Origin of the sequence: Halothece sp. PCC 7418 (genome assembly GCF_000317635.1) — a bacterium.
GTDB lineage: Bacteria > Cyanobacteriota > Cyanobacteriia > Cyanobacteriales > Rubidibacteraceae > Halothece.
Genome location: NC_019779.1, coordinates 1,101,522 through 1,124,855, shown reverse-complemented (window position 1 = coordinate 1,124,855; position 23,334 = coordinate 1,101,522). Strand labels below are relative to the sequence as shown.

Sequence of the window (23,334 nt, the reverse complement as noted above, 5' to 3'; positions counted from 1 at the left end):
ATAAAACCTCGGAGTTTATTGTACAGTAAAACTGTTAAAAGAGGGATGATAATACTCTTGATGCTTGTCCGGGGAATGAGCTTGATGAAATCAGCACGAGGGTGAAAGTGAGGACATTGCTCCGCAGAGGGTAATTTAAGCTCTTTTGTCAGAATAAGTGCCCTCAGTTTAGCAAATTACTAGGAGGCGCGGTTTCCTCTCTCTACCCTCCTCTCTCGATGAGGGAGATCAGGGGGATAGGGAGTCTCCACCGCGAGCAATAAAAATGGATATTCGCGAAAAATCTCCAGCCGTTGGTACGCAACAACTAACCCGAGGTCATGACATCAACTCGTTAGAAACCCAAACTGGGGTTTGCGTGACCATTCACGGGCATTTTTATCAACCCCCACGGGAAAACCCGTATTTAGAAGCGATCGAGCGCCAGCCCAGTGCAGAACCGTTTCATGATTGGAATGAACGGATTCATCATCAATGCTATCGCCCGAATGTCTTTGCCAGAGTTTTAAATGAGAGGGGAGAAGTCATTGATATTGTTAATAATTTTGAATATCTAAGTTTTAATGTTGGTCCAACGTTGATGTCATGGTTGGAACGATATGATTTAGAAGTTTATCAAAAAATAATTGAAGCCGATCGCGCGAGTTGTCAACGCCTCAATGGACATGGCAACGCGATCGCGCAAGCCTATAATCACATGATTCTTCCCCTAGCCAACTGGGAAGATAAAATCACACAAATTCGCTGGGGAAAAGTCGATTTTCAATTGCGGTTTGGGCGAAACCCAGAAGGAATGTGGCTTCCAGAAACCGCAGTCGATTATCCCACCTTAGAAGCCCTCATTGCAGAAGACATCCGCTTTATTATCCTCTCTCCCTCGCAAGCCCAACGTTGTCGCCCGCTTCCCACTGGTAAAAATCCCGCCCCTCGCTCTTGGCAAGAAGTCGGGGGCGCGCAAATTAATCCCACCCGCCCTTATCGCTGTTATGTGGATCATGATCAATTTATTGATATTTTTTTCTACGATGGCCCCATTTCGGCTGATATGGGCTTTCATAACGTCCTTAGTAGCTCGCAATACTTTGCAGAACGGTTAAGACAAGCGATTCAAGGGGATCATCGTCCGTCACAACTGATTAATGTCGCCACGGATGGGGAAACCTTTGGACACCATAAACCAGGAACCGAGAAATCTCTCGCTTATGCCTTTACCCGCGAGTTTCCTGCGAGAGAATGGCAAGTGACTAACTATGGCTATTATCTCAGCCAACATCCTCCCACTTGGGAAGTGATGCTAAAACCCGTCAGTTCTTGGAGTTGCACTCATGGGGTAGAACGTTGGCGCAGTGCTTGCGGTTGTGGCGGTGATGATCATTCGCAGCAGCATTGGCGCAAACCGTTGCGAGACAGTTTAGATTGGTTACGGGATCAACTGGCTGCTATTTTTAGCACAGAAGGAAAAAAACTGTTTGTTGATCCTTGGGAGGCGCGAAATGATTATATCCAAGTGTTGCGCGATCGCGCTCAAGTGACCCCATTTCTTGCCCGTCATCGCTGTTATGCCTTAGGTCCACAAGAACAAATTGAAGCCTTGCGCTTACTGGAAATGCAACGCAATGCCCTGCTGATGTACACCAGTTGCGGTTGGTTTTTTGAAGAAATTTCCCGTCCCGAAGGGGTGCAAATTTTACGGTATGCCTCCCGCGCGATCGAATTAGCTGGAGAAATCTCGGGTCAACTGCTGGAAACTGAATTTATCCAACGGTTAGCACGAGCGCCAAGCAATAACGAACATTTCCAAACTGCTGCGGATATTTATCAAGATTTAGTAAAATCTGCTCGCATTACTCCAGAACAAATTGCTGCTTATTATGCCCTCAGTTCCCTCTTCAAACCGCAACCCCAGCAAGTACATCACTATGCGTACTACATCACCCAACAAGACTACCAGCGTCAAACCGTTGGCGCTTTAACCTTGGCAATCGGTGAATTAAAAATGCAATCTCGCACCACTAGCGAAACCGATCACGTTGTCTTTGCCGTTCTGCATCTGGGGGGATGGGACTTTCATTGCTGTGTGCAGGGATTTCCAGGGCGAACCACTTACAGTAAGCAAGTGGCAGAAATTTTTGCCACCTTCAAACACGGAAGTGCAGCGAAAACCATTCTGGTGATGAAAACTCACTTCGGTGAACAATCTTTAGGCTTAGAAAATTTACTGGTGGAGAAGCGCATGGAAATTATGCAGCAGTTGGCTCAACAAACCAAAACTCGCTTGCATGAACTTTACACCCAAATTTATCGCGATAACTATAGCATTTTAGTTGCTTTTCATCAGGATCGCCTACCAGTTCCCCGAGAACTGCAAGTTGCTGCGGAAATCACCCTTTCTCAACGCTGCTTAAACAGTTTACAGGCTCTAGAGCAGGTGGAAGACGATGTCAGCGCCCGTCATGAAACCTTAGAAGAATTAGAAGCCATTACCCAAGAAGCGCATCATTTAAAGTTAACTTTAGAAATTCCTGAAGGACAGAGAATTTTAGAGCGACTGACCTTACGATCGCTGTGGCATTTACTCCATCAATGTCCCCATGATGAAGTCACTGGAAACTATACCAAACGTTTAATTGATTTAGGACATTTATTAAATGTGGGACTGATGCTCGATCGCTGCCAAGAATTGTATTACCACTGGTTACAAGGTCAGTCCCAAGAAACCATTTCTCAGGAGTTACGCCGTTTACTGCAATTAGGACTTGATTTAGCTGTGGATGTCCGTCCTTGGCTGCAGGACCCAGACTCACAGAGATCGTAGTTGCATTTGCGAGCGATCTTTACCCTCTTGATTCCTGACTTGTCGAAACAGTTCGTAAGCCTTCTGAAAGGCTTGTCTGGCTTCACGGGTTCGATCGCGCCCTTTCAGGGCAAGCCCTAAATTATAATAAATGCTAGGATTATTCGGTACTAATTCCGTCAGACGGCGATAGCTCACAACCGCTTGTAAATAATCCTTTTGCTTGAGTTGGACTTCCCCTAACGCCACCAGCGCGGAAATGGGTTTCCGATTCAAGCTGACTGCTTTTTTGTATGCGGAGGCTGCTGCTGCGATGTTTCCCTCTTGTTGCAGAAGTTTGCCTTTGTAATAGTAGCCCGCACTGTGACGAGGATAGCGTTGTATAAACCGTTCTATGGTTTGCAAGGCTTGGGAAAGCTGACCTTGTTGTTGATAAGCCGTAGAGAGCTCTAACCAGGCCGAAGTTTCTTGCGGTGCAATGCGAATGACTTTGCTTAAGTGCGCGATCGCGCGAGGATAATTCCCTTGTTTCACCAGTAGCGATCCAACCATGGCATTGGCTTCAGGATGATTGGGTGCAATGGTTAACAGTTTTTGGTAAATGGTTAACGCCCCAGCGTGATCATTTTGACGCAACAGCACCGCCCCTAATCCCAAATACGCTTCAATCTTATCAGAGTTGAGTTCCGTCGCCCGAAAATAAGCAGTTGTCGCTTCCGAGTAATTTTCCAGTTGCGCTAAGGTATGACCCAAGGCATAATAAAACTCAGCATTATCGGGGGCCAGTTCCACAGCACGGCGATAAGACCAAACCGCAGCATCATAGTTCCCTTGCTGGGCTTCAAGATAACCAATTCCAGAAAAAATCTTGGGATTTTTAGGGTCGAGACGCGCTGCTTGTTGATAAACTTCCGTAGCTGCTTGATATTCGTTCGCATCTGCCAATTCTCGTCCCCGTCGCAGTAACTCTCGTAAGTGCTCTTGACGATTTTGTTGAGCGAGGTGAGTCCTGTCCCGAATATTGATTTCTCCCACTGCTTCACTGAGGCTAATCGAGGGAACGAAAATGATGGGGGTAACACCAACAATAATCAGCAAATGCTCCCAAAGGCGATTTTTAGACACGATCATGCAATAATTTCAAGAAAGACTTAACAATTGATATCTTATGGTGCAAAAGTCTATTTAACAATAGCACTACGCGCTGGAGAAAGGGACAGGGTGAGAGTGTGAACAAATAACAAAGAACAATTTCAACACCTTCCATGGAACATCTCCACAGAACAAAGAACCAAGAACAAAAATTGAGAATGAAACCCCCCTGATCCCCTAGGGGGGTATTGAAATTCAAAAAAAACAGACGAAGCTAGAGCAGGAAAGGAAATTGAGGAAAAATTGTGGTGAATAGACAAGCCTTATTAACATCTCTTGCTTTAGGATGCCCTCTGTTAGCATTAGGGTATAGTTCTCAAGCCAACGAAGTGGGTCAAACCCTGGCTGCTGAGGGGTCAGGAACACTCGCGATCGTCGCCAACGGAGAAGATTTTGTTCGTCAAGGATTTGTCACCAAAGACGGCTGGAGAATCGACTTTGATCATGTTTATGTCACCCTTGATAACGTCAAAGCCTATCAAACCGAGCCCGCCTTTGACCCGGATGAAGATGAAATGATTCAGGCGAAAGAACTGGTCAGCCTGATTGAAGAACCGACGACGGTTGATTTGGCAGCAGGAGGGGCAGATGCTGATCCGATTTCAGTAACAGAGAAAGAAGGCAGTGCTGGATTTTATAATGCTTTGAGTTGGGAAGTGGTTACTCCGCAAACAGGAGACATTAGCAGCGCGATCATGCTTCAAGGAACTGCGAAAAAAGAGGGCAAGACCATCGATTTTAGTCTCAACCTCGATCAGCCTCTGGCTTACAAATGCGGAGAATATGTTGGCGATGTCCGCAAAGGATTTTTACAAGCCGATCGCGAGACAGAATTAGAAACCACCTTCCACTTCGACCACATCTTTGGCGATGCTGAAGCCCCCATGGATGATGCGATTAATACAGGCGCGGTTGGGTTTGGTCCCATGGCGAAACTTGCCAACAATGGCACGGTGAATGCTGATTTAGAAATGCTTCAACAAGAATTGTCTGCACAAGAATATCAAACTCTGAAAAAAGCGATCATTGGCTTAGGTCATGTGGGCGAAGGACATTGCAAGGAAACCGCCAATTAACGAGAGTGAGTTTTGATATGCGTTGGCAATTTTTAATTTATTTCATTTTCTCTCTGTTGACTGCTGCCCCTGTTTTTGCCCATGGTGCAGCGATCGAGCATCGGAAAACCAGCGCGATCGAAATTCGCGCCACTTACGACAGTGGAGAACCGATGGCAAACGCACAAGTCACGGTTTATTCCCCCAGCAACCCCACTCAGCCTTGGTTAAAAGGAACAACAACAGACGACGGCACGTTTGTTTTTGTTCCTGATCCTGAAGTCACGGGGAATTGGGATGTCAAAGTGCGTCAATCTGGGCATGGGGATTTAGTCAGTATTCCTGTTGAAACCACACCGACAACGACTGCTTCTGATCCTAATCCTGATCCAGCCCAAGCTAGCAACGCTTGGCAAGGTGGCAACTATACCCCCTTACAAAAAGCAATGATGGCTGCTTTAGGAATTTGGGGGTTTGTTGGTACTGCCCTTTTCTTTGCCCGTAATCAATCTGAGAAAAAATAATGCACATTCCCGACGGAATTTTACCTCCCACCATTGCCATCGGCGGTTATGCCATTACTGGGGGCATGACTTGGTATTCTCTCAAGAAAATTAGCCACTGTGGTCACCCCAGTGAACAAATCCCTCGTGCTTCTTTGCTGACTGCTGGTTTTTTTGTCGCTTCCCTCATTCATATTCCCATTCCGCCTTCGAGTATTCATCTGGTTTTGAATGGCTTAGTAGGAGTGATTTTAGGGTATTTTTCCTTTCCCGCGATTCTTATTGGTTTGTTTTTTCAGGCGGTCATGTTTCAGCACGGGGGATTGTCTTCTTTGGGAGTCAATGCAGCGATGATGGGCATCCCAGCGATACTGGCTTATCATGTTTTCCAATTGCGTCACTCTTTGCCAAAAGGAGAACGGTGGGCGAATGGATTGGCTTTTATTGCGGGCGGTGGGGCTTTAGGCTTATCAGCCCTCATTTTTACGGTGTTAGTTGTAACCACCATTCCCGCCGAAGTGAATGCGGAATTGGAACGTCGAGCGATTTATATTGGGTTAGCTGGGTATAGTGTCCAAGCCTTAATTGAAGGAACGTTTACCCTGCTGCTGGTTTCTTTTTTCCGACGGGTGAAACCAGAACTCCTGTCCGATGCAATTGACAATTCCGAACTTCCCCTCAACAATAAGTAAATATAGCGTTTCTGAGTCTGTTAAGGACAGTGACCAGTTACCAGTGACCAGTCACCAAAGAACAAACAACAATTCACCATTTGCTGGGGAACAAGTCGTTGAGAAAACAAAATAAACTCATTATCTTTGCTGTCTTTTTGAGCGTGATTTTTGGCTTGCAAACAGTCGTCCGCAGTTATTCCCTTCCCCACCAAAAAGAAATTCGCGGGGTTTGGTTAACGAATGTGGATAGTGACATTTTATTTTCGACGCAGGGAATTCAATCCGCCTTAAATCGTCTCGATAATATTCACTTTAATACGGTTTACCCGACAGTGTGGCAAGGGGGCTATTCCCTTTATCCCAGTGCAGTGACAGAACAAGTATTTGGACAACGGATTGATCCAGACCCGCGTTTAGAAGACCGAGATGTGCTGCAAGAAGTTCTGAAGAAGGGTCATCAATTGGATATGACGGTGATTCCATGGTTTGAGTTTGGTTTTATGCAGCTGGTGGATTCACCCTTAGTTAAACAACATCCTGAGTGGTTAACCCAACGCCGAGACGGCACAATTGTTGAGGTGAAGGGGGAAGATGAAGTGGTGTGGTTAAACCCATTTCATCCCGCAGTACAAGAATTTATTTTGGATTTAATTACAGAAATTGTGACCCAGTATGATGTGGATGGGATTCAATTTGACGATCATTTTGGTTTACCCGTTGCCTTTGGCTATGATGACTATACCACTCAGCTTTATCAACAGGATGTGAATCTTTCTCCACCCGAGCAAGCCCGAGAAACGTTTTGGGTACGTTGGCGAGCGGATCAACTGAATGAATTTATGGGGAAAGTGTTTCACACGATTAAAGCAGCGAATCCTGATTGTATTGTTTCGGTTTCTCCGAACCCCCTTCATTTTGCCTTACCTGCTCATTTGCAAGATTGGCTGACTTGGGAACAAAAAGGCTATATGGAAGAGTTGGTTTTACAGGTTTATCGCACAGATATGGAACGGTTTATTGATGAGTTACAACGAACCGAAGTGCAGTTGGCGAATTCTCATATTCCTGTTGCCATTGGCATTTTAAGCGGATTAAAAAATCGTCCCACGCCGATGCCGATGATTAAACAACAAGTGAAAGAAGTGCGCGATCGCGGGTTTGATGGTGTATCGTTCTTTTTCTATGAAAGCCTTTGGAAGTGGGCAGAACAATCACCTCTTGAACGAGAAAGAGCGATTTACGATTTATTCTTGTTTCCCGCCAGTCGAGAAGTGTTGATTGGACAGGATGATAGCTAAACCGAGAAATTGGTAATTCGCCATCTGAAATTAACAATGGCAAAATAACAGGGAAGTGTTTTCAAGAGATCATTATGACTTCTAAAAAAGGACCTCCCCCAGTTGTGTATCTCGTTGTTCTGTTCATTATAGGATTTGGAGGTTATCGACTTTTAACTGCTTTCAATAACTCTCCTGAACCAATGACCACCTCTTCCGATTCAGACTCGGAACCCAGCAATCAACCCACGTCGAATCCGACTCCTGATAACAAGAATAATACGCCTTCTCAAGACCCTCAACTGGAGAATCGTTTCAGTGCTGGAGAAGACATCTTAATTAATGCTGATTCTGACAATACGACTTTTTTAGAACATAAACAACAAGGTGTTCAAGCCTTTGCCTCTAGCAATTACAATCAAGCGGTTCAGCAGTTTCAAGCTGCTTTACAGGAAAAACGAAATTCTCCTGAAACCCTCATTTACTTGAATAACGCTGAGATTGGGGCTGAAAGCGCCTTTAAGGTGGCAGTCACCGTTCCTGTGGGAAGTGATACGGTTTTGTTTGCTTTAGAAATGTTACGGGGTTATGCTCAAGCCCAAGAGGAAATTAACGCTGCTGGCGGTATCAATGGTAAACCCTTGCAATTAGTGATTGCTGATGATGATGATAACCCCAAAGTGGCAACACAAGTGGCTCAGGAACTTGCTAACCAACAAGATATTCTTGCAGTGAGCGGACATTGGAGTAGTAGCACCACCCTTGCTGTTGCTCCCATTTATGACAAAAATGAACTGGTGTTAGTGAATCCCGTCAGTACCAGCACCCAAATTTCTGGGGCGAGTGACTATGTTTTTCGCACCATTCCCAGTAACTTTATTGTGGGAGCAACCATGGCAAATTATGCTCTCAATGATTTACAAGCGCAACAAGTCGCTATTTTCTATGATTCAGATAGTGGGTACAGCCTTTCCTTGCGCCGAGAATTAAAAACCTCTCTCTCCACACGGGGCGGGACTGCGGTGGCTGAGTTTGATTTGAGTGCAGGGGGATTCCTTGCTCAACAACGGTTGAATGAAGCACAGCAACAAGGGGCGGAAGCAATTGTTCTTATCCCTTCTCCAAAAACCATCGATCGCGCATTACAAGTGGTAAATGTGAATAATGGTAATTTACCCCTCATTGGGGATATTGGGAATTTATATGGGGTGAAAACCCTGCAAGTGGGAGGAGAGGATGCGGTGGGAATGGCAATTCCAATTCCTTGGCATATTCAAAAGCCAGGGAGTCAGACATTTGTGCAAAAATCTCGGCAACTGTGGGGTGGGGATGTCAACTGGGCGACCGTTATGGCGTATGATGCCATGAACGCGATCGCGCAAGCCATTGAACAAAATCCCTCTCGGGAAGGCCTCCAAAATGCCCTTTCTAGTAGCGGTTTTTCTGCGCCTGGTGTCATCCAACCGATTAAATTTCTCCCTTCTGGCGATCGCGATGGACGTTTAATCATGGTGGAAGTGCAACCCGCTAATCCTTCGCGATCGGGAACGGGTTATGATTTTGTTCCAGTGAATTAATAATATTCAACAAAAGATCCGTGGGACTCCCCCACCTCACGAAGTAGGTGGGGGTCATTGAATGCTGAGCGCTGATTAATCTTCATCAAGGGGAATGCCAAATAAGACCTTTCCTTTCCCAAAGTAGCGACCAAACTGTAACTCATATACCTCATCCTCATCTTGGGTTTCCACCTTGATATCGGAACGAGGATAGCCCACACAGAGCAAATTATATCCTTCTTCTTCGAGTTGCGTGGATAAGCCCATCGCTTCAGGATGATAGATTTCTCCTTCCAAGCGTCGCACCGCACAAGTGGTACAAGCCCCATTGCGACAAGAAAAGGGAAGTGTAATGCCCTGTTCTTCGAGGCTTTTGAGAATATATTGATCATCTGGAATCACTGCTGTGTGTTCAATTTCAGCTTCGCGATCGTAAATGTGAATGGTGTAGTAGCGTGTCATCAGAAATTTTTTTTCAGAAATTAGGGAAAAAATGTGCAAAAACGAGAACTTTTATTGTACAATTTTAAATCGCAGTACAAACTTGGAGAGGTGGCCGAGTGGTTTAAGGCGCAGCATTGGAAATGCTGTATAGGGGCAACTCTATCGAGGGTTCGAATCCCTCCCTCTCCGTTCTCTCTTCTTGAGGGCGGATTTGGTTTAACGATAAATTGATTTTCCTTCTCCTGGAAAAATGGAGAGATCTCCTGGGCTAATTTCTTCACCATAAGTGACTTCAATTTCTCCATTCCAGTCCTCGACGGATAAGAGTTTTCCATCTTCGCTTTCATAATCAAAGTAACGGCACTGTTCCGCTTGACGGTTCATTACTGATCCCTCTCGTTTCATTTTAGCGACACCAGAGTCGATGCAGCGATAGGTGTCTCCTTCAAAATTTAAGGGATTCGGTGGATTACGAGGAATGTCTAAATTACGGGTGGGTTGTAACCAACTCAACTCAACGCGATCGTCTTCTTCTACAGATAGCCAGCGAATATCTTGTTGGTCTTGTAAGAGATATTCTAACCACGTAAAGCCATCCTCTTCATAAATCAGTTTTCCTTCTACAACCCAATCACGACCAAAGTATTCTACAATATCTCCTAATTGCAGATTAAAAATGGTTCGATTTTCGGGGGCGGTGCTTTCTTCGCCGTTAGTCTGAGGAGACTGGTTGCGTTGACGTAAGAAGAGATATACGCCAAGAATAATCAGAACAACAATAATTAGTAAGGTGAGAAAAAACATAATTCTTTCCGATAAGTACACTCACTAATATAAAACCCAACGCCGATCGCGCTCATAATTGACAATAACAGGATGGGCTAGCGTATTCACTTCTACTTTCCTAATCATCATGTCTTTGGGAAGGATAAATAAACTTGATAACACCGCAGGAGAAAGAAAGCGAGTTGGAATCGGAAGTTGTTCGATTTTTTCAGGGTTAAATGATCGTTTTGTCGCTAAAACAAAGCCCCAGGGGCCAAAACTGGGAACATTTACGGTATAGGGATAAACATTAAAATCAATTGCTTTTAGTGTTGTCGCAATACAAGAAAAGGCTTTTGGCGCAAAAAATGGGCTACTTCCTTGTGTTACAAACACTCCTTGGGGAGAAAGATGAGCTTGTAATTGGCGATAAAATCCCAGAGAATATAACTTAGCTAAAACATTACGGTCTGGATCAGGAAAATCAGCGAGAATCACATCAAAGGTTTCGTCAATCTCAGAGACTAATTGAAACGCATCGCCATAGATGAGATTTACTCGGGAATCAGCAAACGCATTTTGGTTGGCTTCTACTAAGGCGGGATAGGTTTTCGCCCACTGGACGACCTTCGGATCAAGTTCAATCAGGGTAATGGTTTCAACGCGATCCCATTTCAAGATTTCTCGTAAAGCTAAGCCATCCCCAGCCCCTAATAATAAAATATTTTTGGGGTTTGAAACCGCACTCAACGCAGGATGAACTAATGCTTCATGATAACGATACTCATCACTGGTAGAAAACTGAAGATCCCCATCAAGGAATAATCGGACATCACTTCCACGGCGAGTTAACACTAATCTTTGATAAGCAGACTGAGTTTGTCTGACAATCGGTGCGCCATAGAGATTTTGCTCTAAGCGTTGGCTAAAGGGAACCACTAACACAGCAAAAATCGTTAAGAGTACCGCGAGACTTAACCCGAAAAACCGCCATTGACGCAACTGAGGAAACGCCCGTCCTAAAAAAAACACCATCACTGCAGGAAAAATCCCTAAAATCGCTGCTGCGGGAAACATTCCCACGATGGGGAGAAGGATTACTGGAAACGCTAATGACCCCACTAACGCCCCAAAATAGTCCATCGCCAACACCCCAGCTAGGGCTTCTTTCACCCCTTCCTCGGCTTCTACCATGCGGGTTAAAAGAGGGATTTCTAAGCCCGCTAATGTCCCTAAAATCAAGGTGACAAACGCTAATCCTAGCCAAATCTCTCCCCCGATCATAAAAAGAATAAATAATCCCAGAGGTAAGATTGCATTCAGTGGCGCAATCAGTAACTCCACCGTCATAAACGCCGTTAATAGGGTGTCTCCTTTATTCCCAATAAAGCGGGTGAGATAAGATCCCACTCCCATAGCAGCGAGAAAGCCACCGACAGCAATCCCATAAGAAAGGGCTTCATTCCCGACGAGATAACTGGCTAAAGTGCCTAAGAGGAGTTCACTGGCTAAGCCACTCGCCGAAGAAATGGCAGCCGAAAGGAGAAGTAGATTCCGTTGTTGAGGAGTCATAAGAAGAGCGATCGCGCAAGGAAAATTAAGGTTTTTCTAGCTTTTGGAAACTCCGTTTTAAACGTTTTAACTCATCCCGCAAATAATCTAAATTTGCCGAATAATCCCCATAACGCCAAGAGACATAGGCTTGAGAAATTTCTTGAACCACTTCTACTTGTGGCGTTTCTAAGCGCACATCCACAGTGTCTAGATATTCAAAGGGAGTCTGGGCAGGTTGTTTGACAGTTCCCTGTTGCGCTAAAACTTGTAACATTTGCTGATAGAGAGCTTCTACGGGCGGGAGTTGGGCAAGCCATCGCTGATAACGCCACCGTTGAATTTGTTGCCAACTTAACCAACCTGCAAAACTGACCGCAACAAGGCTAGTTAATCCCGCTAAGACTCCACCCCATCCTTGAGAGAAAAAGCGCCATAAGCTCATGATAAAGCTCACTAAACCGCCCATAACAACACTCCAGAGATAATTAAAAATTCCTGCAACAGGAGATGGAAGCCAACCCGCTACCCAATTCCACAATTGACGTAAAACGGTGAAGGTTTGGGATTGTTCAATGGAAGGAGGAATCAGTTCATGTCCTGGAATGGGGTCAAATTGAAACCAACCGTAGTCTGGGAAATAAACTTCAGTTAAAGCAAAAGCATCGGTATTGCGAATCAGATATAAGCCCGTGAAGGGGTTAAAGCGCCCTGTACCAAATCCTGTAGCGAGACGGGCGGGAATGTCCAACGAGCGCAACATCATGGTTAAGGTCGTGGAAAAATGGTCGGGATAGCCCCCTTCCCAGTCGAATAAAAAGGTTTCGACTAAGTCTTGATCCGCTTCGAGGAAAGGAATATCAGGTCGGATGCGATAACTTTGTTTAACTGCTTGTGCCAGATAAAGCACTTTTTCATAATTAGAAGTGAGCGGTTTCTCTGACTGGTCGAGAAGCGATTGCGCTTGTTCACGGACTTTTGCTTTAATGTCTGGGGGAACTTGCAGATAGGTTTCTCGGATCGAGTCGGGATAATCCGTGTTTGCAGTACGCAGTTGAGCGCGATCGCGATAACGAACTTCTGAAACAACTGTATAAGTCAGCCCTTCTACTAAAGGCATGGGGGATTGAAGTGTATCATGAGGATCAATTGCAATCTCCCGTGTGGGAAAATAGATATCTTCTGCTGCGGGTAAGGCGGGGATTAAATTCGGTAAGTCAGAAATAATGGTGTAAGTTTGGACAATCTCTTCCGTTTCTGCTTCCGTTACTGGATCATTGAGACGAAAGCGATAAGACCACGGCGGGCGTTTGACATCAATGGTTGGTTCTTCTTTTTCAATTTTCCAGCCTTGTCCAGTATAGTGATCAAAAGCCAGCACTTTAATCCAACCATTGGCTTGGGATCGTAACCGCATCACCACTTTGGGTGTCAGTTGACCCCGTAAATTTTGATTAATTTGTTCACTAAAGCCATAGTAAAATTCCTCATCCACTTCCCCAGGACCTTCTAGGGGACTGGTTCCAGTACCAATATTACCTCCCTCACCATCTTCTTCCCCTTCTTGCACATATCCTGGATTGGTAATTTGGCGATTATTGTTATCAAAACTTTCATTTTTCAACTCGCTTGAACCACTGACAGGGAAGGTTTGAATTTGGTAACTTGGTAAGCGGGGCATGAACGCAAAAATGAGTAAACCCAGAGTCACGGTGACCACAAAGAAAATTCCGAGGCGACGGAGAGGAAGAACTGACGGGGAAAACAGGTTTTGTGAGGAAGAGGTGGCTGTTGCTTCTTGAACGGCGGAGAAAGCTAACCCTAAGCGCGATCGGTAATCTAGCACGAGCACTGGTAACCCCACGAGAAGAAAAATCATCAGCAAGGGGGCAAAGGCTAGGGTTTGCGAGAGTGTTCCCGCTACCCCTAACAAAATTAACCCAATCACCATGGAATAGCCCAAATCTTTACGACGGGGCAAATCAAAACTATGTAAAACTTGTAATTGAATGAGAAGTTCTGCTAAAACCAGACGAGTATCATTGAGGCTACCAATTAAATTACGAAAAAATGTCGCGAGCGCAAATAACATCCCGATCGCGATGAGAAATTTCACGGTAATGTTACGCTTGTGTCGTTGCTGCCAACTCCAAAATCCGCCAATAAAACTAACGGGAATTGTCCAGATACTGAAACTGGTTTGTGCAGCTAAATCCGTGGCAAGAATCCCAATTGCGACCAAAAGTTGGACTAAAATTCTTAAGGGAATTGATTCTTCCACTTGTGGGGAAGGAAGAGCTTTGAACTGCTCTTTAATTTGCTGAAAAAATGAAAATTGCTCCTGCGTTTTACTGGACGAATTAGACATAATGGCAAGAGATGAGATGGAAAGGATAATTTAGAATATATGGATCTTGATCAACAACTGGAACAATTGGTTGCAGAAGCCCCAACTGAGCGGGGAATGCCCCAAGTTATGGAGTACGCGATCGCGCCGATCTTAAAAGTGGTTGCACAGCAACTGGGACATCACGACTATTATATCTTGCAAAACACAGAAGAAAATTGGCAAGTTACAACCCTCCGCCATCGTCACGATCAGAATTTAACCAAACGAGTCATCTACGGTTTTCCCACGTTAGAAGATGCTAGAACTTTTGCTCAACATAGTGATGATCCCGAGTTAATGGCTTTACCGATCCCGATCACCCACATCTTATTTGAGTTATTAGCATTCGATCAAGTCGATAGTGTCATCTTTTTTGACGACTCTGGAAATTACGAGAATGGCGTTGAAATTCCTAAAGAAAAATTAGAACAGTCCATTCGAGAAAAACTAAAACAATTAAAAGCAAAAACTGAACAACCCCCCGCCAATCTCGCTTAATTTTTGTTCTTTGTTCTTTGTTCTTTGTTCTTGGGAATAGCAGTTGCTGTCATCAATAATAAAGCAATAAGTTAAAGACCTTATATAGAATTATTCCAGACTAGACTTAACCCATGAAACAATTAAATAATCATGAAACCTATCCTTGTCCCGTGTGTCGTTCAGGTGAAGTCAGTGCTTTGCCCTTAATGGAAGATACCTTTTCTTGTCAGTTTTGTCAGCATTTATTTCAAGCTGATTTATCTCAACAATTACTGACCATGATGGATAGTGAAATTCCTTTGAGTTGGTATTGGAATGGCAAACGCTGGAGTAGTCCACAACGAAAAGGCATTGAGTTGGGGTGGGGATACGCGATCGCTGCTATCTTTTTTCTGTTACTCCCCCCCAGTATTGTCGGCATTGGTGCTTATCTCTTTCCGCCAGTTCCAGGAACACCCTTGGCATGGCTACCTACAGCATGGACAGGTCTGACCTTACTCACTCATCTGGGGATTTTAATCTGGCTGACCATTGAATATTATCAGTTTCCGATTGTCCTTTATGTGCGGGCAGTTTTACAGCAGTACATCCGCAGCTAACGAATCATTAACACCTGATCTTCTTGATTAAATTGAAAAGGAACAAGGGAAAGCTAAGGATAAATAAAAAAGACCCATGTTAAATTTTCTAATTGATCAAAAACAGTTCGATGACTACGCGGGTGATGCGAGCACCATCGGCGAGATTGGAATTAGTGAAACCGAACTGGGAACCCTAGAATTCAGCAGCGATCGCGATTGGTTTGCCATTGAGTTAGAAGCCGGTGCAACCTATGAATTTTCCTTAGAGGGTCAAACGCTCAGTGATCCTTACCTGCGCCTCTATGATGAAGCAGAAAAATTAATTCTCTCCAATGACGATCATGAGGAGTCACTCAACTCTCAACTCTCTTTCACTCCCGAAAATAGGGGTACTTTCTATCTTGAAGCAGGGGCATTCGCAGACTTATATACTGGCTCCTACCAGCTTTCCATGGCCCTCATTTCTACGGTAGATGATTACGCTGGCAATACTAACACCACAGGAACCCTTACGATTGGCAAGACACAACAAGGTAATCTAGAAACCATCGGCGATCGCGATTGGTTTGCCATCGAGTTAGAAGCAGGAGCAACTTATCAATTTGACCTCAATGGTGATTCCCTAAGCGATCCCTATCTGCGTTTATATGATGAAGACGGTAACTTCATCGACTATGAGGACGATACAAACAATTCTCTCGACTCAGTGCTTTCTTTTACCGCAACCAGTTCCGAGACATTCTATCTCTCCGCCGGTTCTTTTGCTGATGTCTATACGGGCTCTTATGAACTATCAGCAGAATTGGTTGTCGCCCCTCCCCCTCCTGCAACTGAACCAGGAGAAACCCTCAACTCTGCCCTTGATCTAGGAACATTAAATCCTAATGCTACCTTACAAACTGAGGATCAAGTCAGTCAGAACGATTTTCTTGATCTGTATCGCTTTCATCTAGACTCACCCCTGAGCATCGAAGCTAATCTCAATAACTTCAGTAGCGATCTTGATCTAGCGTTATTGGATAATAATGGTAATCCCATCACCTTTTCTAGAAATGATCAAACTCAAAATGAAGTGATTACAGAAACCCTAGAGACAGGGAGTTACTACTTGGCGGTGTATCCTTACGCAGGTAGCAGCACTTTCAGCTTAGACTTAACTGCGAGGACACCTCCAGAATTACCAGACGGTTATAGTTCAGACATAGGGTATGGCGAAGCCCAAGTCGATCAAGCCCTGGCTACATTACTAAACACAGAACTGGCAACGGTGGAAGAGTTAGGTGATGAGAATTGGGGAATTGATCGCATTGGTGCTCCCACTGCATGGGAAATGGGGTACACTGGAGAAGATCTTGTCGTCGCGGTTCTGGATACAGGCGTTGACACAAGTCATACTGATCTCCAAAACAATATCTGGGTCAATAGTGATGAAATCCCCAGCAATGGCTTGGATGATGATAGCAATGGCTACATTGATGATACACAGGGTTGGGATTTTGCCAATTACGATAACGATCCCAATGATGTCAATGGTCATGGGACTCATGTTGCTGGTAGCATTGCTGCTGAAGATAACAATTGGGGAACGGTTGGGGTTGCCCCTGATGCTGAAATTATGCCAGTGCAAGTCCTAGCTGATAATGGATTAGGCTTCAATTCCGATATTATTGCTGGGATTAATTATGCGGTGGATAACGGAGCAGATATCATTAATCTTTCTTTGGGAGCAAGTCGAGCCACACCCGCTATTCATAATGCCATTCAATCAGCAACAGATGCGGGAATATTAGTGGTTATGGGTGCTGGTAATTCTGCTGGCTCAACGCCAGATCATCCAGGGGCTTTTGCTGTGGAAGAAGGGCTTGTCGTGGGAGCATTAAATCAAGAAGGAGACCTTGCTTCCTTTTCTAATCAGGCTGGTGAAATTCCCCAAGATTATGAAGGAGATGGCTTAGCTTTCCCTAGGTATGTTACTGCACCTGGGGTTGATGTCGTATCCACCGTTCCCAATGATAACTTTGCCAGTTTGAGTGGTACATCCATGGCAACCCCTCATGTTGCTGGGTCTGCTGCTCTTTTAATGCAAGCGGATCCCACCCTTACCCCAGAAGAAACAGTGGACTTAATCACTGCTACTACACTAAGCCAGTCAGAGAGCGGTGGGTTTCAAACCCTTGGATGATGAGCCCTTGAAGGCTTTAGCCTCCTGTATCCAAAGATTTTATTTAGTCTGTGAGACGAGAAAAAGACAGTTAAGCCTGACTATATAATTGGGATAGACGCTGGTCTCGACAACTGGTTAACCTGATGAAAGACTTTGCAATACTGCCATGTCTTCCGCTCCCTTCCAACAATATCGCAAGCGATACGAACAAGAGTTGTTTGATGGTGTGATTCCGTTTTGGGAAAACTATTCTCCAGACTGGAAACATGGCGGTTATTTTAATTGTCTTGATCAAGATGGGACAGTCTATGACACAACCAAGCATATTTGGTTACAAGGGCGACAAGTTTGGATTTTTAGTAAGTTCTATTGTGATATTGAAGCAAAACCAGAATGGTTAGAAATGGCTCGTTTAGGAGCAAACTTCTTACAAAAATCTGCCATTCAAAAAGATAGACGAGTCTATTTTTCTGTCACCGCAGAGGGAAACCCGATTTATCAACAAAGAAAGATTTTTTCTGAATGCTTTTACATCATGGCGCTGGCTGAATTTTCTCGCGCCAGTGACCAACCCCCCCTCTTAAAAGAAGCAAAGTTAGAATTAGAAAAAGTTTGGGATTGGGCCTATGATTGGACGCAAGTGGGACGACCTCATTATTCAGGACAAACTCCTGCTCAAAGTTTGGCTGTTCCCATGATTTTACTCAATCTCATTGCAGAAGTCGCGGGAGAAGAAACCACCCTTTATCAACGGGAAATAGAAGATTGTATTCGTCGTTTACAGTTACACATTCACCCAGAAACAAAAACTGTTTACGAAACGGTTACGCCAGAAGGAAATATTATTGATAGTAGTGAGGGGCGACTTTTAAATCCAGGACACGCCATAGAAGCGGGTTGGTTTCTTCAACATTGGGCGCAACATCTGCAAAGACAAGATTTATCAGAAACTGCGATCAATATGATTCGCTGGTCGTATGATCGAGGTTGGGATAAAGAATATGGGGGGATTTATTATTTTCTTGATGCCCAAGGATATAGTCCCACACCTTTAGAATGGTTTATGAAATTATGGTGGGTGCATTGTGAAGCCTTATATGGTCATTTGTTAAACTTTTCTCTCACAGGGGAAGCAGCAGATTGGGAAGCCTTTCAACAAGTGGATGCTTATAGTTTTAACCATTTTCGCGATCCTGAATATGGAGAATGGTTTGGCTATCTCGATCGCGCGGGAAATGTTACTCATCGCTGCAAAGGCGCTCCCTACAAAGGCTGTTTTCATGTCCCCCGCACACTTTGGCTTTGTTGGCGATTATTACAAAAAATAGAGAAATCTCCCCTAAAAACAAGATAATGCTTTACACTTGCCCAAATTCTGGCATGATATCTCTGAAGAGACTGAATCAATAGAGTGAGTTCGTTATGCGTATTCTGAATTTTGTGGTGATTTTCGCCAGTGGCTTAGCGTTAGTGCTATTTAGTATTGAAAATACCGATTTAACGACAATTCAAATTCTCCCAGGGTATGAAGTGCAAGCCCCTTTATCTATTGAATTGATTTTAGCGATGGGTATCGGCGCAACCTTAGCCTGGTTATATAGCATTTGGAGTCGTCTCACTCGTCAAATTTCTACCTTTGGTCAAAAACGAGCCCTAAAAAAGAAGGAAAAAGAAGTGGAAAGCCTGAGCAAAGATCTCGAAAACTATAAAATGCAGTTAGAAGATCAACAAAAACGCTTACCGCAAGGGGAAGATCCTTCTGATGAAAAATCATGAATGCTGATGCGAGTTTAGCTGCTGGGGAAAGTCCCGCCGATTCTGCGATTACCCTCTTAATTGACCTCGCCCAACGGGGAGAGATTGATCCTTGGGATGTGGATGTGATTAAGGTGGTTGATCGGTTTCTACAAGACCTAGAACAACAGAATCAAACGCACTTACCCCAATCAGGACAAGCCTTTCTTTGGGCTTCTATGTTAGTGTCTTTGAAAGCGGATACTTTGGAAGCACTAGCAGAAACCGATGAGGACGGATCAGAAGCAGAGATTCCACCCGCAGAGGAAGAGAAGACTCGCCAGCACCGACTTCCGCAAAAATTAGAAAACCATATTCGACGGCGAGGAAGTGCGCCTCCGCCAAAAAGACGACGGGTTACGCTTTCTGAGTTAATTACTTATCTCAAGGAATTAGAAAGTCAAGTTGAAGCCTCACCTCCTCCATCTCAGGGAAAATCTCGCTCTGCTTCTAAGCGAGAAACCGCAAAGATGATTTCTCATCTGGCACATAATGAAAACCTAACGGAACTTGCGGTGGAGTTAGAAGAGTTCTTATGGCAAGAAATGTCCAGTCTTCCTCCCCAACAACCTTGGATCAGTTTAGACCACCTTAGTACCCGTTGGGAGAGACGACAAGCAGAAGCCAGACTAGAGGAACTTTCCGAACCGATGAGTGAACGCGGAAATCGCGTGGGAATTTTTTGGGCTTTACTCTTACTGTCTGCACAATCTAAAGTGGAATTATCCCAAGAAGAATTTTATCAAGACTTACATTTGCGCTTTCTGGTCAGTGAAAATGTGGATAATCCCGATCGGGTGTAGAGCAATGAGAGATTGAATTCAACTTAGGGAAATATACTGAATACAGCCTTGACCAAGGGTAAATTGGTCACTCAGGAACAAAATTGCATTGCTAATAATCGCTACAATGCAGTTTAAGGAGCTATCCTCGGCATCTGCTCGAAAAAGAGGAATCAATCAACCGAATTAAGAGAATTGAGGAGTCAACGCGCTATGAAAGCCATGATTTTGGCAGCAGGGAAAGGAACTCGTGTCCGACCAATTACTTACACTATTCCAAAACCACTGATCCCGATTTTACAGAAGCCTGTGATGGAGTTTTTGTTAGAACTGTTACGCCAACATGGCTTTGATGAAATCATGGTGAATGTGAGCCATCTGGCCCACGAAATTGAAAGCTATTTTCGAGATGGTCAACGCTTTGGTGTCGATATTGCTTACTCCTTTGAAGGGCGCATTGTTGACGGGGAATTAGTGGGTGAAGCGTTGGGATCTGCGGGGGGGATTCGACGCATTCAAGATTTTAATAAGTTTTTTGATGATACCTTTGTTGTCCTTTGTGGAGATGCACTGATTGATTTAGATTTAACCGAAGCGCTACGGCAACATAAAGAAAAAGGCGCGATCGCGACGGTGATTACGAAAGATGTTCCCCGAGAGAAAGTTTCAAGTTATGGGGTCGTGGTCACCGATGATAATAATCGCATCACTGCTTTCCAAGAAAAACCGTCGGTAGATGAAGCCCTCAGCACCAAAATTAATACGGGGATTTATATTCTCGAACCGGAAGTGATTGACTATATTCCCCCTGATCAAGTGTATGACCTCGGTAGCGATTTATTCCCGAAACTGGTGGCAAAAGGTGCGCCATTTTACGCCATTCCTATGGATTTTCAATGGGTGGATATTGGAAAAGTTCCCGACTATTGGCACGCAATTCGTGGTGTTCTCTCTGGTGAAATAAAAAATGTGGAAATTCCAGGGAAAGAAGTTGCCCCTGGGGTTTATACAGGACTCAATGTTGCAGTAAATTGGGATAAGGTTGATATTACAGGCCCCGTTTATATTGGGGGGATGACCCGTATTGAAGATGGGGCGACGATTATTGGGCCAGCGATGATTGGCCCCAACTGCTGGATTTGTAGCGGGGCGACGGTGAAAAATAGTGTGATCTTTGAATATTCTCGCTTGGGTCCGAAAGTGCGTTTAGTGGATAAATTGGTCTTTGGACGCTATTGCGTGGATAAAACAGGAACAACCATTGATGTGCAAGCTGCTGCGTTAGATTGGTTGATTACAGACTCCCGACAAACACCGCCGAAGTTTGAACTAGAAGAACAAGAGGCGATCGCGCAACTCCTCATCGGTGAGTAACGCTTGATCTAATCCAATAAGCTGGGATCATCTAAAAGCGTTTGTAAGCCCAGCTTCATTTCCTCCACATTGGTGGTTGCTGTTCCAAACTGACGAACCACAATACTCGCAGCTAGATTTCCTAACACGGCTGCTTCCCACGGCGTTCCCCCTGCACATAAACTCAGGGTAAGGGCTGCGACAACCGTATCCCCCGCCCCTGTGACATCAAAAACATCGGTGCGGTTAAAAGGAGGAATATGGTGAACCTCTCCCGTGTTGCTAAACAGGCTCATTCCCTGTTCCCCACGAGTCATGAGGATATATTGGGCTTGGGTTAACTGAAGGAGGTCGTTTCCTGCTTGATCGAGTAAATCTTCGTTGCTGATGCTATAGCCGACGGCTGCTTCTGCTTCGGGAAGGTTGGGGGTGAATAAGGTCGCCCCCTGATAACGGGATAAGTCTTTTTGGGCATCAACAACGGTGCAATGATGGGAGAGGGCGGACGTAATGACGGGTAAACTGAGAACGCCGTCGCCATAGTCGGAACAAACCACCGCATCAACTTTTTTGATTGACTGCTTGACAAAATCGGCGATTTGTGATAAAGACTGTTGACTGGGGGAAACGTCAGATTTACGATCGAGCCGAACAATTTGCTGAGTAACCGACTGACGGGCATGACCCGAAATGCGCGTTTTAGTCACTGTGGCGCGATCGCGCTCTGGGATCATTCCTGTCGTATCAATACCAGCATCAGCAAAAATCTCTTTCAGGGCTGTTCCTTGCGGGTCATCTCCAATTAAACCTGCAACCTTCACCTTTGCCCCGAGCTTAGCTAAATTATAAACCGCATTGCCCCCACCACCTGGAATTTGTACGGTTTTTTCATGGCGCAAAATTAAAACAGGGGCTTCCCGAGAGAGACGTTCCACCCCTCCACTGACAAACTCATCTAACGCCAAATCTCCCACCACCAGAATCGAAGGTTGCTCAAATGCAGCTAACAAATTAAATAACCGTTGGGAGTGCGCCTCTAATTGTGTAAAAAACTCAGTCATTACCCTTCTTGCACCCGTTGTTCAAACTCTTCTCGGGTTTGTTCGACTAAGTCTAATCCTTGGGCGTGTACTTCAGGATAATTTTCTTTCAACCAAGACAGGAGGCGCGAAAGTTGAGCATTTCTTAATGCTAAATCCGCTTGAAAAATGGCTGCAACTGCCATGTGTTGGGCGTACTGTTCGGGATGTCCTTGTTGCACCAATTGACGAGTAAGACTCGCTAACGCCTGTTGACGCACTTGATCGGAGGGAACGGAAAACTCTGACATCTGAAGAAAAAATTAAGACAGTCTAGGGATTAAGGGTTTTATTGTTATATCCTAACCGATTAGTGGTCTAGGGGCGAACGACTGTTTACCCTCACTGATAACTAATTACGAAACAAATAGTCAGAGTTAGTGTTAGGATAATGGCAATTTTAATGCTGTTGGTACGGCGATAAACTCTCAATTTTACTCCCTAAAATTATGGTAGCTGCTGAAAAACCGAAAGTATCCAATCGGGTTCGTTCCTCTAAATCTTCAGGGTCGAGAGTGACTTCACGACCTCTTCCTCGACAATGGCGTAATCAGAATCAGAAAAAGACAATTCCGTTGTTTGTTCGTGTTTTATTACTTTTACAACGGACTTCTGGCTTGGTTGCTTTGGGCGCGATCGCGCTCAGTTTAATCATGTACGGTTTACAGTTTCGGAATCAACAAGTTTGGAACCAAGAATATGAAGAATTGCAACGTCTGCAGCGATATGAACGTAATGTGATTGGGATTAACGAAGCCCTCAAAGAACAGATTGCCCTTTCGGGTAGCACAAAAAATCAAGGATGGGTTACTTTAACTCCAGATCGTAATATTTATTTAGAACCAGCCCCTGTCCCTGAGACTGAAGCGAGTGCTAAAACTAAGGTTGAAGAGAATCTGAAGCCACCAGCAATTGATCGTCCGATCGCGTACTAAAGT

General features: G+C 44.6%; 21 protein-coding genes and 1 tRNA gene. 15 read left to right on the top strand and 7 right to left on the bottom strand.

Annotated elements, in window-relative coordinates:
* The first annotated feature begins 265 nt into the window (after nt 1-265).
* Nucleotides 266-2,815, top strand: a complete 2,550-nt coding sequence (locus PCC7418_RS05165) for a DUF3536 domain-containing protein (protein ID WP_015225116.1) — start codon at nt 266-268, stop codon at nt 2,813-2,815.
* Here the strand turns inward: PCC7418_RS05165 and PCC7418_RS05160 are convergent.
* The gene (locus PCC7418_RS05160) at nt 2,801-3,925 is read right to left on the bottom strand and encodes a tetratricopeptide repeat protein (protein WP_015225115.1); all 1,125 of its coding nucleotides are present in this window, start codon (nt 3,923-3,925) and stop codon (nt 2,801-2,803) included. The genes PCC7418_RS05165 and PCC7418_RS05160 overlap by 15 nt on opposite strands.
* A gap of 266 nt (nt 3,926-4,191) precedes the next feature.
* On the opposite strand from PCC7418_RS05160, the gene PCC7418_RS05155 reads away from it, so the two are divergent.
* From PCC7418_RS05155 to PCC7418_RS05135, 5 genes are all read left to right on the top strand, one after another.
* Nucleotides 4,192-5,022, top strand: a complete 831-nt coding sequence (locus tag PCC7418_RS05155) for a hypothetical protein (protein WP_015225114.1) — start codon at nt 4,192-4,194, stop codon at nt 5,020-5,022.
* A 5-nt stretch (nt 5,023-5,027) separates the two neighbouring features.
* The gene (locus PCC7418_RS05150; protein WP_235620746.1) at nt 5,028-5,525 is read left to right on the top strand and encodes a carboxypeptidase-like regulatory domain-containing protein; all 498 of its coding nucleotides are present in this window, start codon (nt 5,028-5,030) and stop codon (nt 5,523-5,525) included.
* Nucleotides 5,525-6,196 carry a cobalt transporter CbiM gene (gene cbiM / locus PCC7418_RS05145; RefSeq protein ID WP_015225112.1) on the top strand — a complete coding sequence of 224 codons (672 nt, stop codon included), beginning with the start codon at nt 5,525-5,527 and terminating at the stop codon, nt 6,194-6,196. The genes PCC7418_RS05150 and cbiM overlap by 1 nt, the downstream gene beginning before the upstream one ends.
* A 98-nt stretch (nt 6,197-6,294) precedes the next feature.
* Nucleotides 6,295-7,476 carry a glycoside hydrolase family 10 protein gene (locus tag PCC7418_RS05140; RefSeq protein ID WP_041596151.1) on the top strand — a complete coding sequence of 394 codons (1,182 nt, stop codon included), beginning with the start codon at nt 6,295-6,297 and terminating at the stop codon, nt 7,474-7,476.
* Nucleotides 7,477-7,658: 182 nt separating this feature from the next.
* On the top strand, nt 7,659-9,032 hold the full coding sequence (locus tag PCC7418_RS05135; RefSeq protein WP_171814887.1) for an ABC transporter substrate-binding protein: 1,374 nt from the start codon (nt 7,659-7,661) through the stop codon (nt 9,030-9,032).
* 75 nt (nt 9,033-9,107) lie between these two features.
* Here PCC7418_RS05135 and PCC7418_RS05130 read toward each other — a convergent pair whose 3' ends face one another.
* Nucleotides 9,108-9,476 carry a 2Fe-2S iron-sulfur cluster-binding protein gene (locus PCC7418_RS05130; protein WP_015225109.1) on the bottom strand — a complete coding sequence of 123 codons (369 nt, stop codon included), beginning with the start codon at nt 9,474-9,476 and terminating at the stop codon, nt 9,108-9,110.
* 84 nt (nt 9,477-9,560) lie between these two features.
* Here PCC7418_RS05130 and PCC7418_RS05125 point away from each other — a divergent pair.
* A tRNA-Ser gene (locus PCC7418_RS05125) sits at nt 9,561-9,647 on the top strand.
* A gap of 27 nt (nt 9,648-9,674) precedes the next feature.
* Here PCC7418_RS05125 and PCC7418_RS05120 read toward each other — a convergent pair.
* Genes PCC7418_RS05120 through PCC7418_RS05110 form a run of 3 tightly spaced genes read right to left on the bottom strand, consistent with a single transcriptional unit; the run spans nt 9,675 to nt 14,142 of the window.
* Nucleotides 9,675-10,262: a DUF4178 domain-containing protein gene (locus PCC7418_RS05120; RefSeq protein ID WP_015225108.1), complete on the bottom strand. Its 588-nt coding sequence runs from the start codon at nt 10,260-10,262 to the stop codon at nt 9,675-9,677.
* A gap of 24 nt (nt 10,263-10,286) precedes the next feature.
* Entirely contained in the window at nt 10,287-11,795 is a 1,509-nt protein-coding gene (locus PCC7418_RS05115; protein WP_015225107.1) for a polyamine aminopropyltransferase, read from the bottom strand.
* A 25-nt stretch (nt 11,796-11,820) separates the two neighbouring features.
* On the bottom strand, nt 11,821-14,142 hold the full coding sequence (locus PCC7418_RS05110) for a DUF3488 and DUF4129 domain-containing transglutaminase family protein (protein WP_015225106.1): 2,322 nt from the start codon (nt 14,140-14,142) through the stop codon (nt 11,821-11,823).
* A gap of 39 nt (nt 14,143-14,181) precedes the next feature.
* Between PCC7418_RS05110 and PCC7418_RS05105 the strand changes: the two genes are divergently transcribed.
* The 7 genes from PCC7418_RS05105 to PCC7418_RS05075 all read left to right on the top strand — a co-directional run bounded on the left by PCC7418_RS05105 (nt 14,182) and on the right by PCC7418_RS05075 (nt 21,338).
* Nucleotides 14,182-14,661, top strand: coding sequence for a hypothetical protein (locus PCC7418_RS05105; protein WP_015225105.1), 480 nt, complete (start codon nt 14,182-14,184; stop codon nt 14,659-14,661).
* Between the two features lie 113 nt (nt 14,662-14,774).
* Nucleotides 14,775-15,242 (top strand): hypothetical protein, encoded by a 468-nt coding sequence (locus tag PCC7418_RS05100; protein WP_015225104.1) that lies wholly within the window; start codon nt 14,775-14,777, stop codon nt 15,240-15,242.
* 76 nt (nt 15,243-15,318) lie between these two features.
* The gene (locus PCC7418_RS19290) at nt 15,319-17,406 is read left to right on the top strand and encodes a S8 family peptidase (RefSeq protein ID WP_015225103.1); all 2,088 of its coding nucleotides are present in this window, start codon (nt 15,319-15,321) and stop codon (nt 17,404-17,406) included.
* A gap of 148 nt (nt 17,407-17,554) precedes the next feature.
* Entirely contained in the window at nt 17,555-18,742 is a 1,188-nt protein-coding gene (locus PCC7418_RS05090; protein ID WP_015225102.1) for an AGE family epimerase/isomerase, read from the top strand.
* 68 nt (nt 18,743-18,810) lie between these two features.
* Nucleotides 18,811-19,164, top strand: coding sequence for a LapA family protein (locus PCC7418_RS05085; protein WP_015225101.1), 354 nt, complete (start codon nt 18,811-18,813; stop codon nt 19,162-19,164).
* Nucleotides 19,161-19,985 (top strand): segregation/condensation protein A, encoded by an 825-nt coding sequence (locus PCC7418_RS05080; RefSeq protein ID WP_015225100.1) that lies wholly within the window; start codon nt 19,161-19,163, stop codon nt 19,983-19,985. The genes PCC7418_RS05085 and PCC7418_RS05080 overlap by 4 nt, the downstream gene beginning before the upstream one ends.
* Before the next feature lie 192 nt (nt 19,986-20,177).
* Complete coding sequence (locus PCC7418_RS05075) at nt 20,178-21,338, top strand: sugar phosphate nucleotidyltransferase (RefSeq protein ID WP_015225099.1); 1,161 nt, start codon at nt 20,178-20,180, stop codon at nt 21,336-21,338.
* 8 nt (nt 21,339-21,346) lie between these two features.
* Here PCC7418_RS05075 and PCC7418_RS05070 read toward each other — a convergent pair whose 3' ends face one another.
* Both PCC7418_RS05070 and PCC7418_RS05065 read right to left on the bottom strand, forming a co-directional pair.
* A complete protein-coding gene (locus tag PCC7418_RS05070; protein WP_015225098.1) occupies nt 21,347-22,378 on the bottom strand; it encodes a bifunctional heptose 7-phosphate kinase/heptose 1-phosphate adenyltransferase in 1,032 nt (343 codons plus the stop codon).
* Nucleotides 22,378-22,647 carry a hypothetical protein gene (locus PCC7418_RS05065; RefSeq protein WP_015225097.1) on the bottom strand — a complete coding sequence of 90 codons (270 nt, stop codon included), beginning with the start codon at nt 22,645-22,647 and terminating at the stop codon, nt 22,378-22,380. Before PCC7418_RS05065 ends, PCC7418_RS05070 begins: the two co-directional genes overlap by 1 nt.
* A gap of 264 nt (nt 22,648-22,911) precedes the next feature.
* On the opposite strand from PCC7418_RS05065, the gene PCC7418_RS05060 reads away from it, so the two are divergent.
* Nucleotides 22,912-23,331 carry a hypothetical protein gene (locus tag PCC7418_RS05060; protein ID WP_150107027.1) on the top strand — a complete coding sequence of 140 codons (420 nt, stop codon included), beginning with the start codon at nt 22,912-22,914 and terminating at the stop codon, nt 23,329-23,331.
* Nucleotides 23,332-23,334 lie beyond the last annotated feature (3 nt).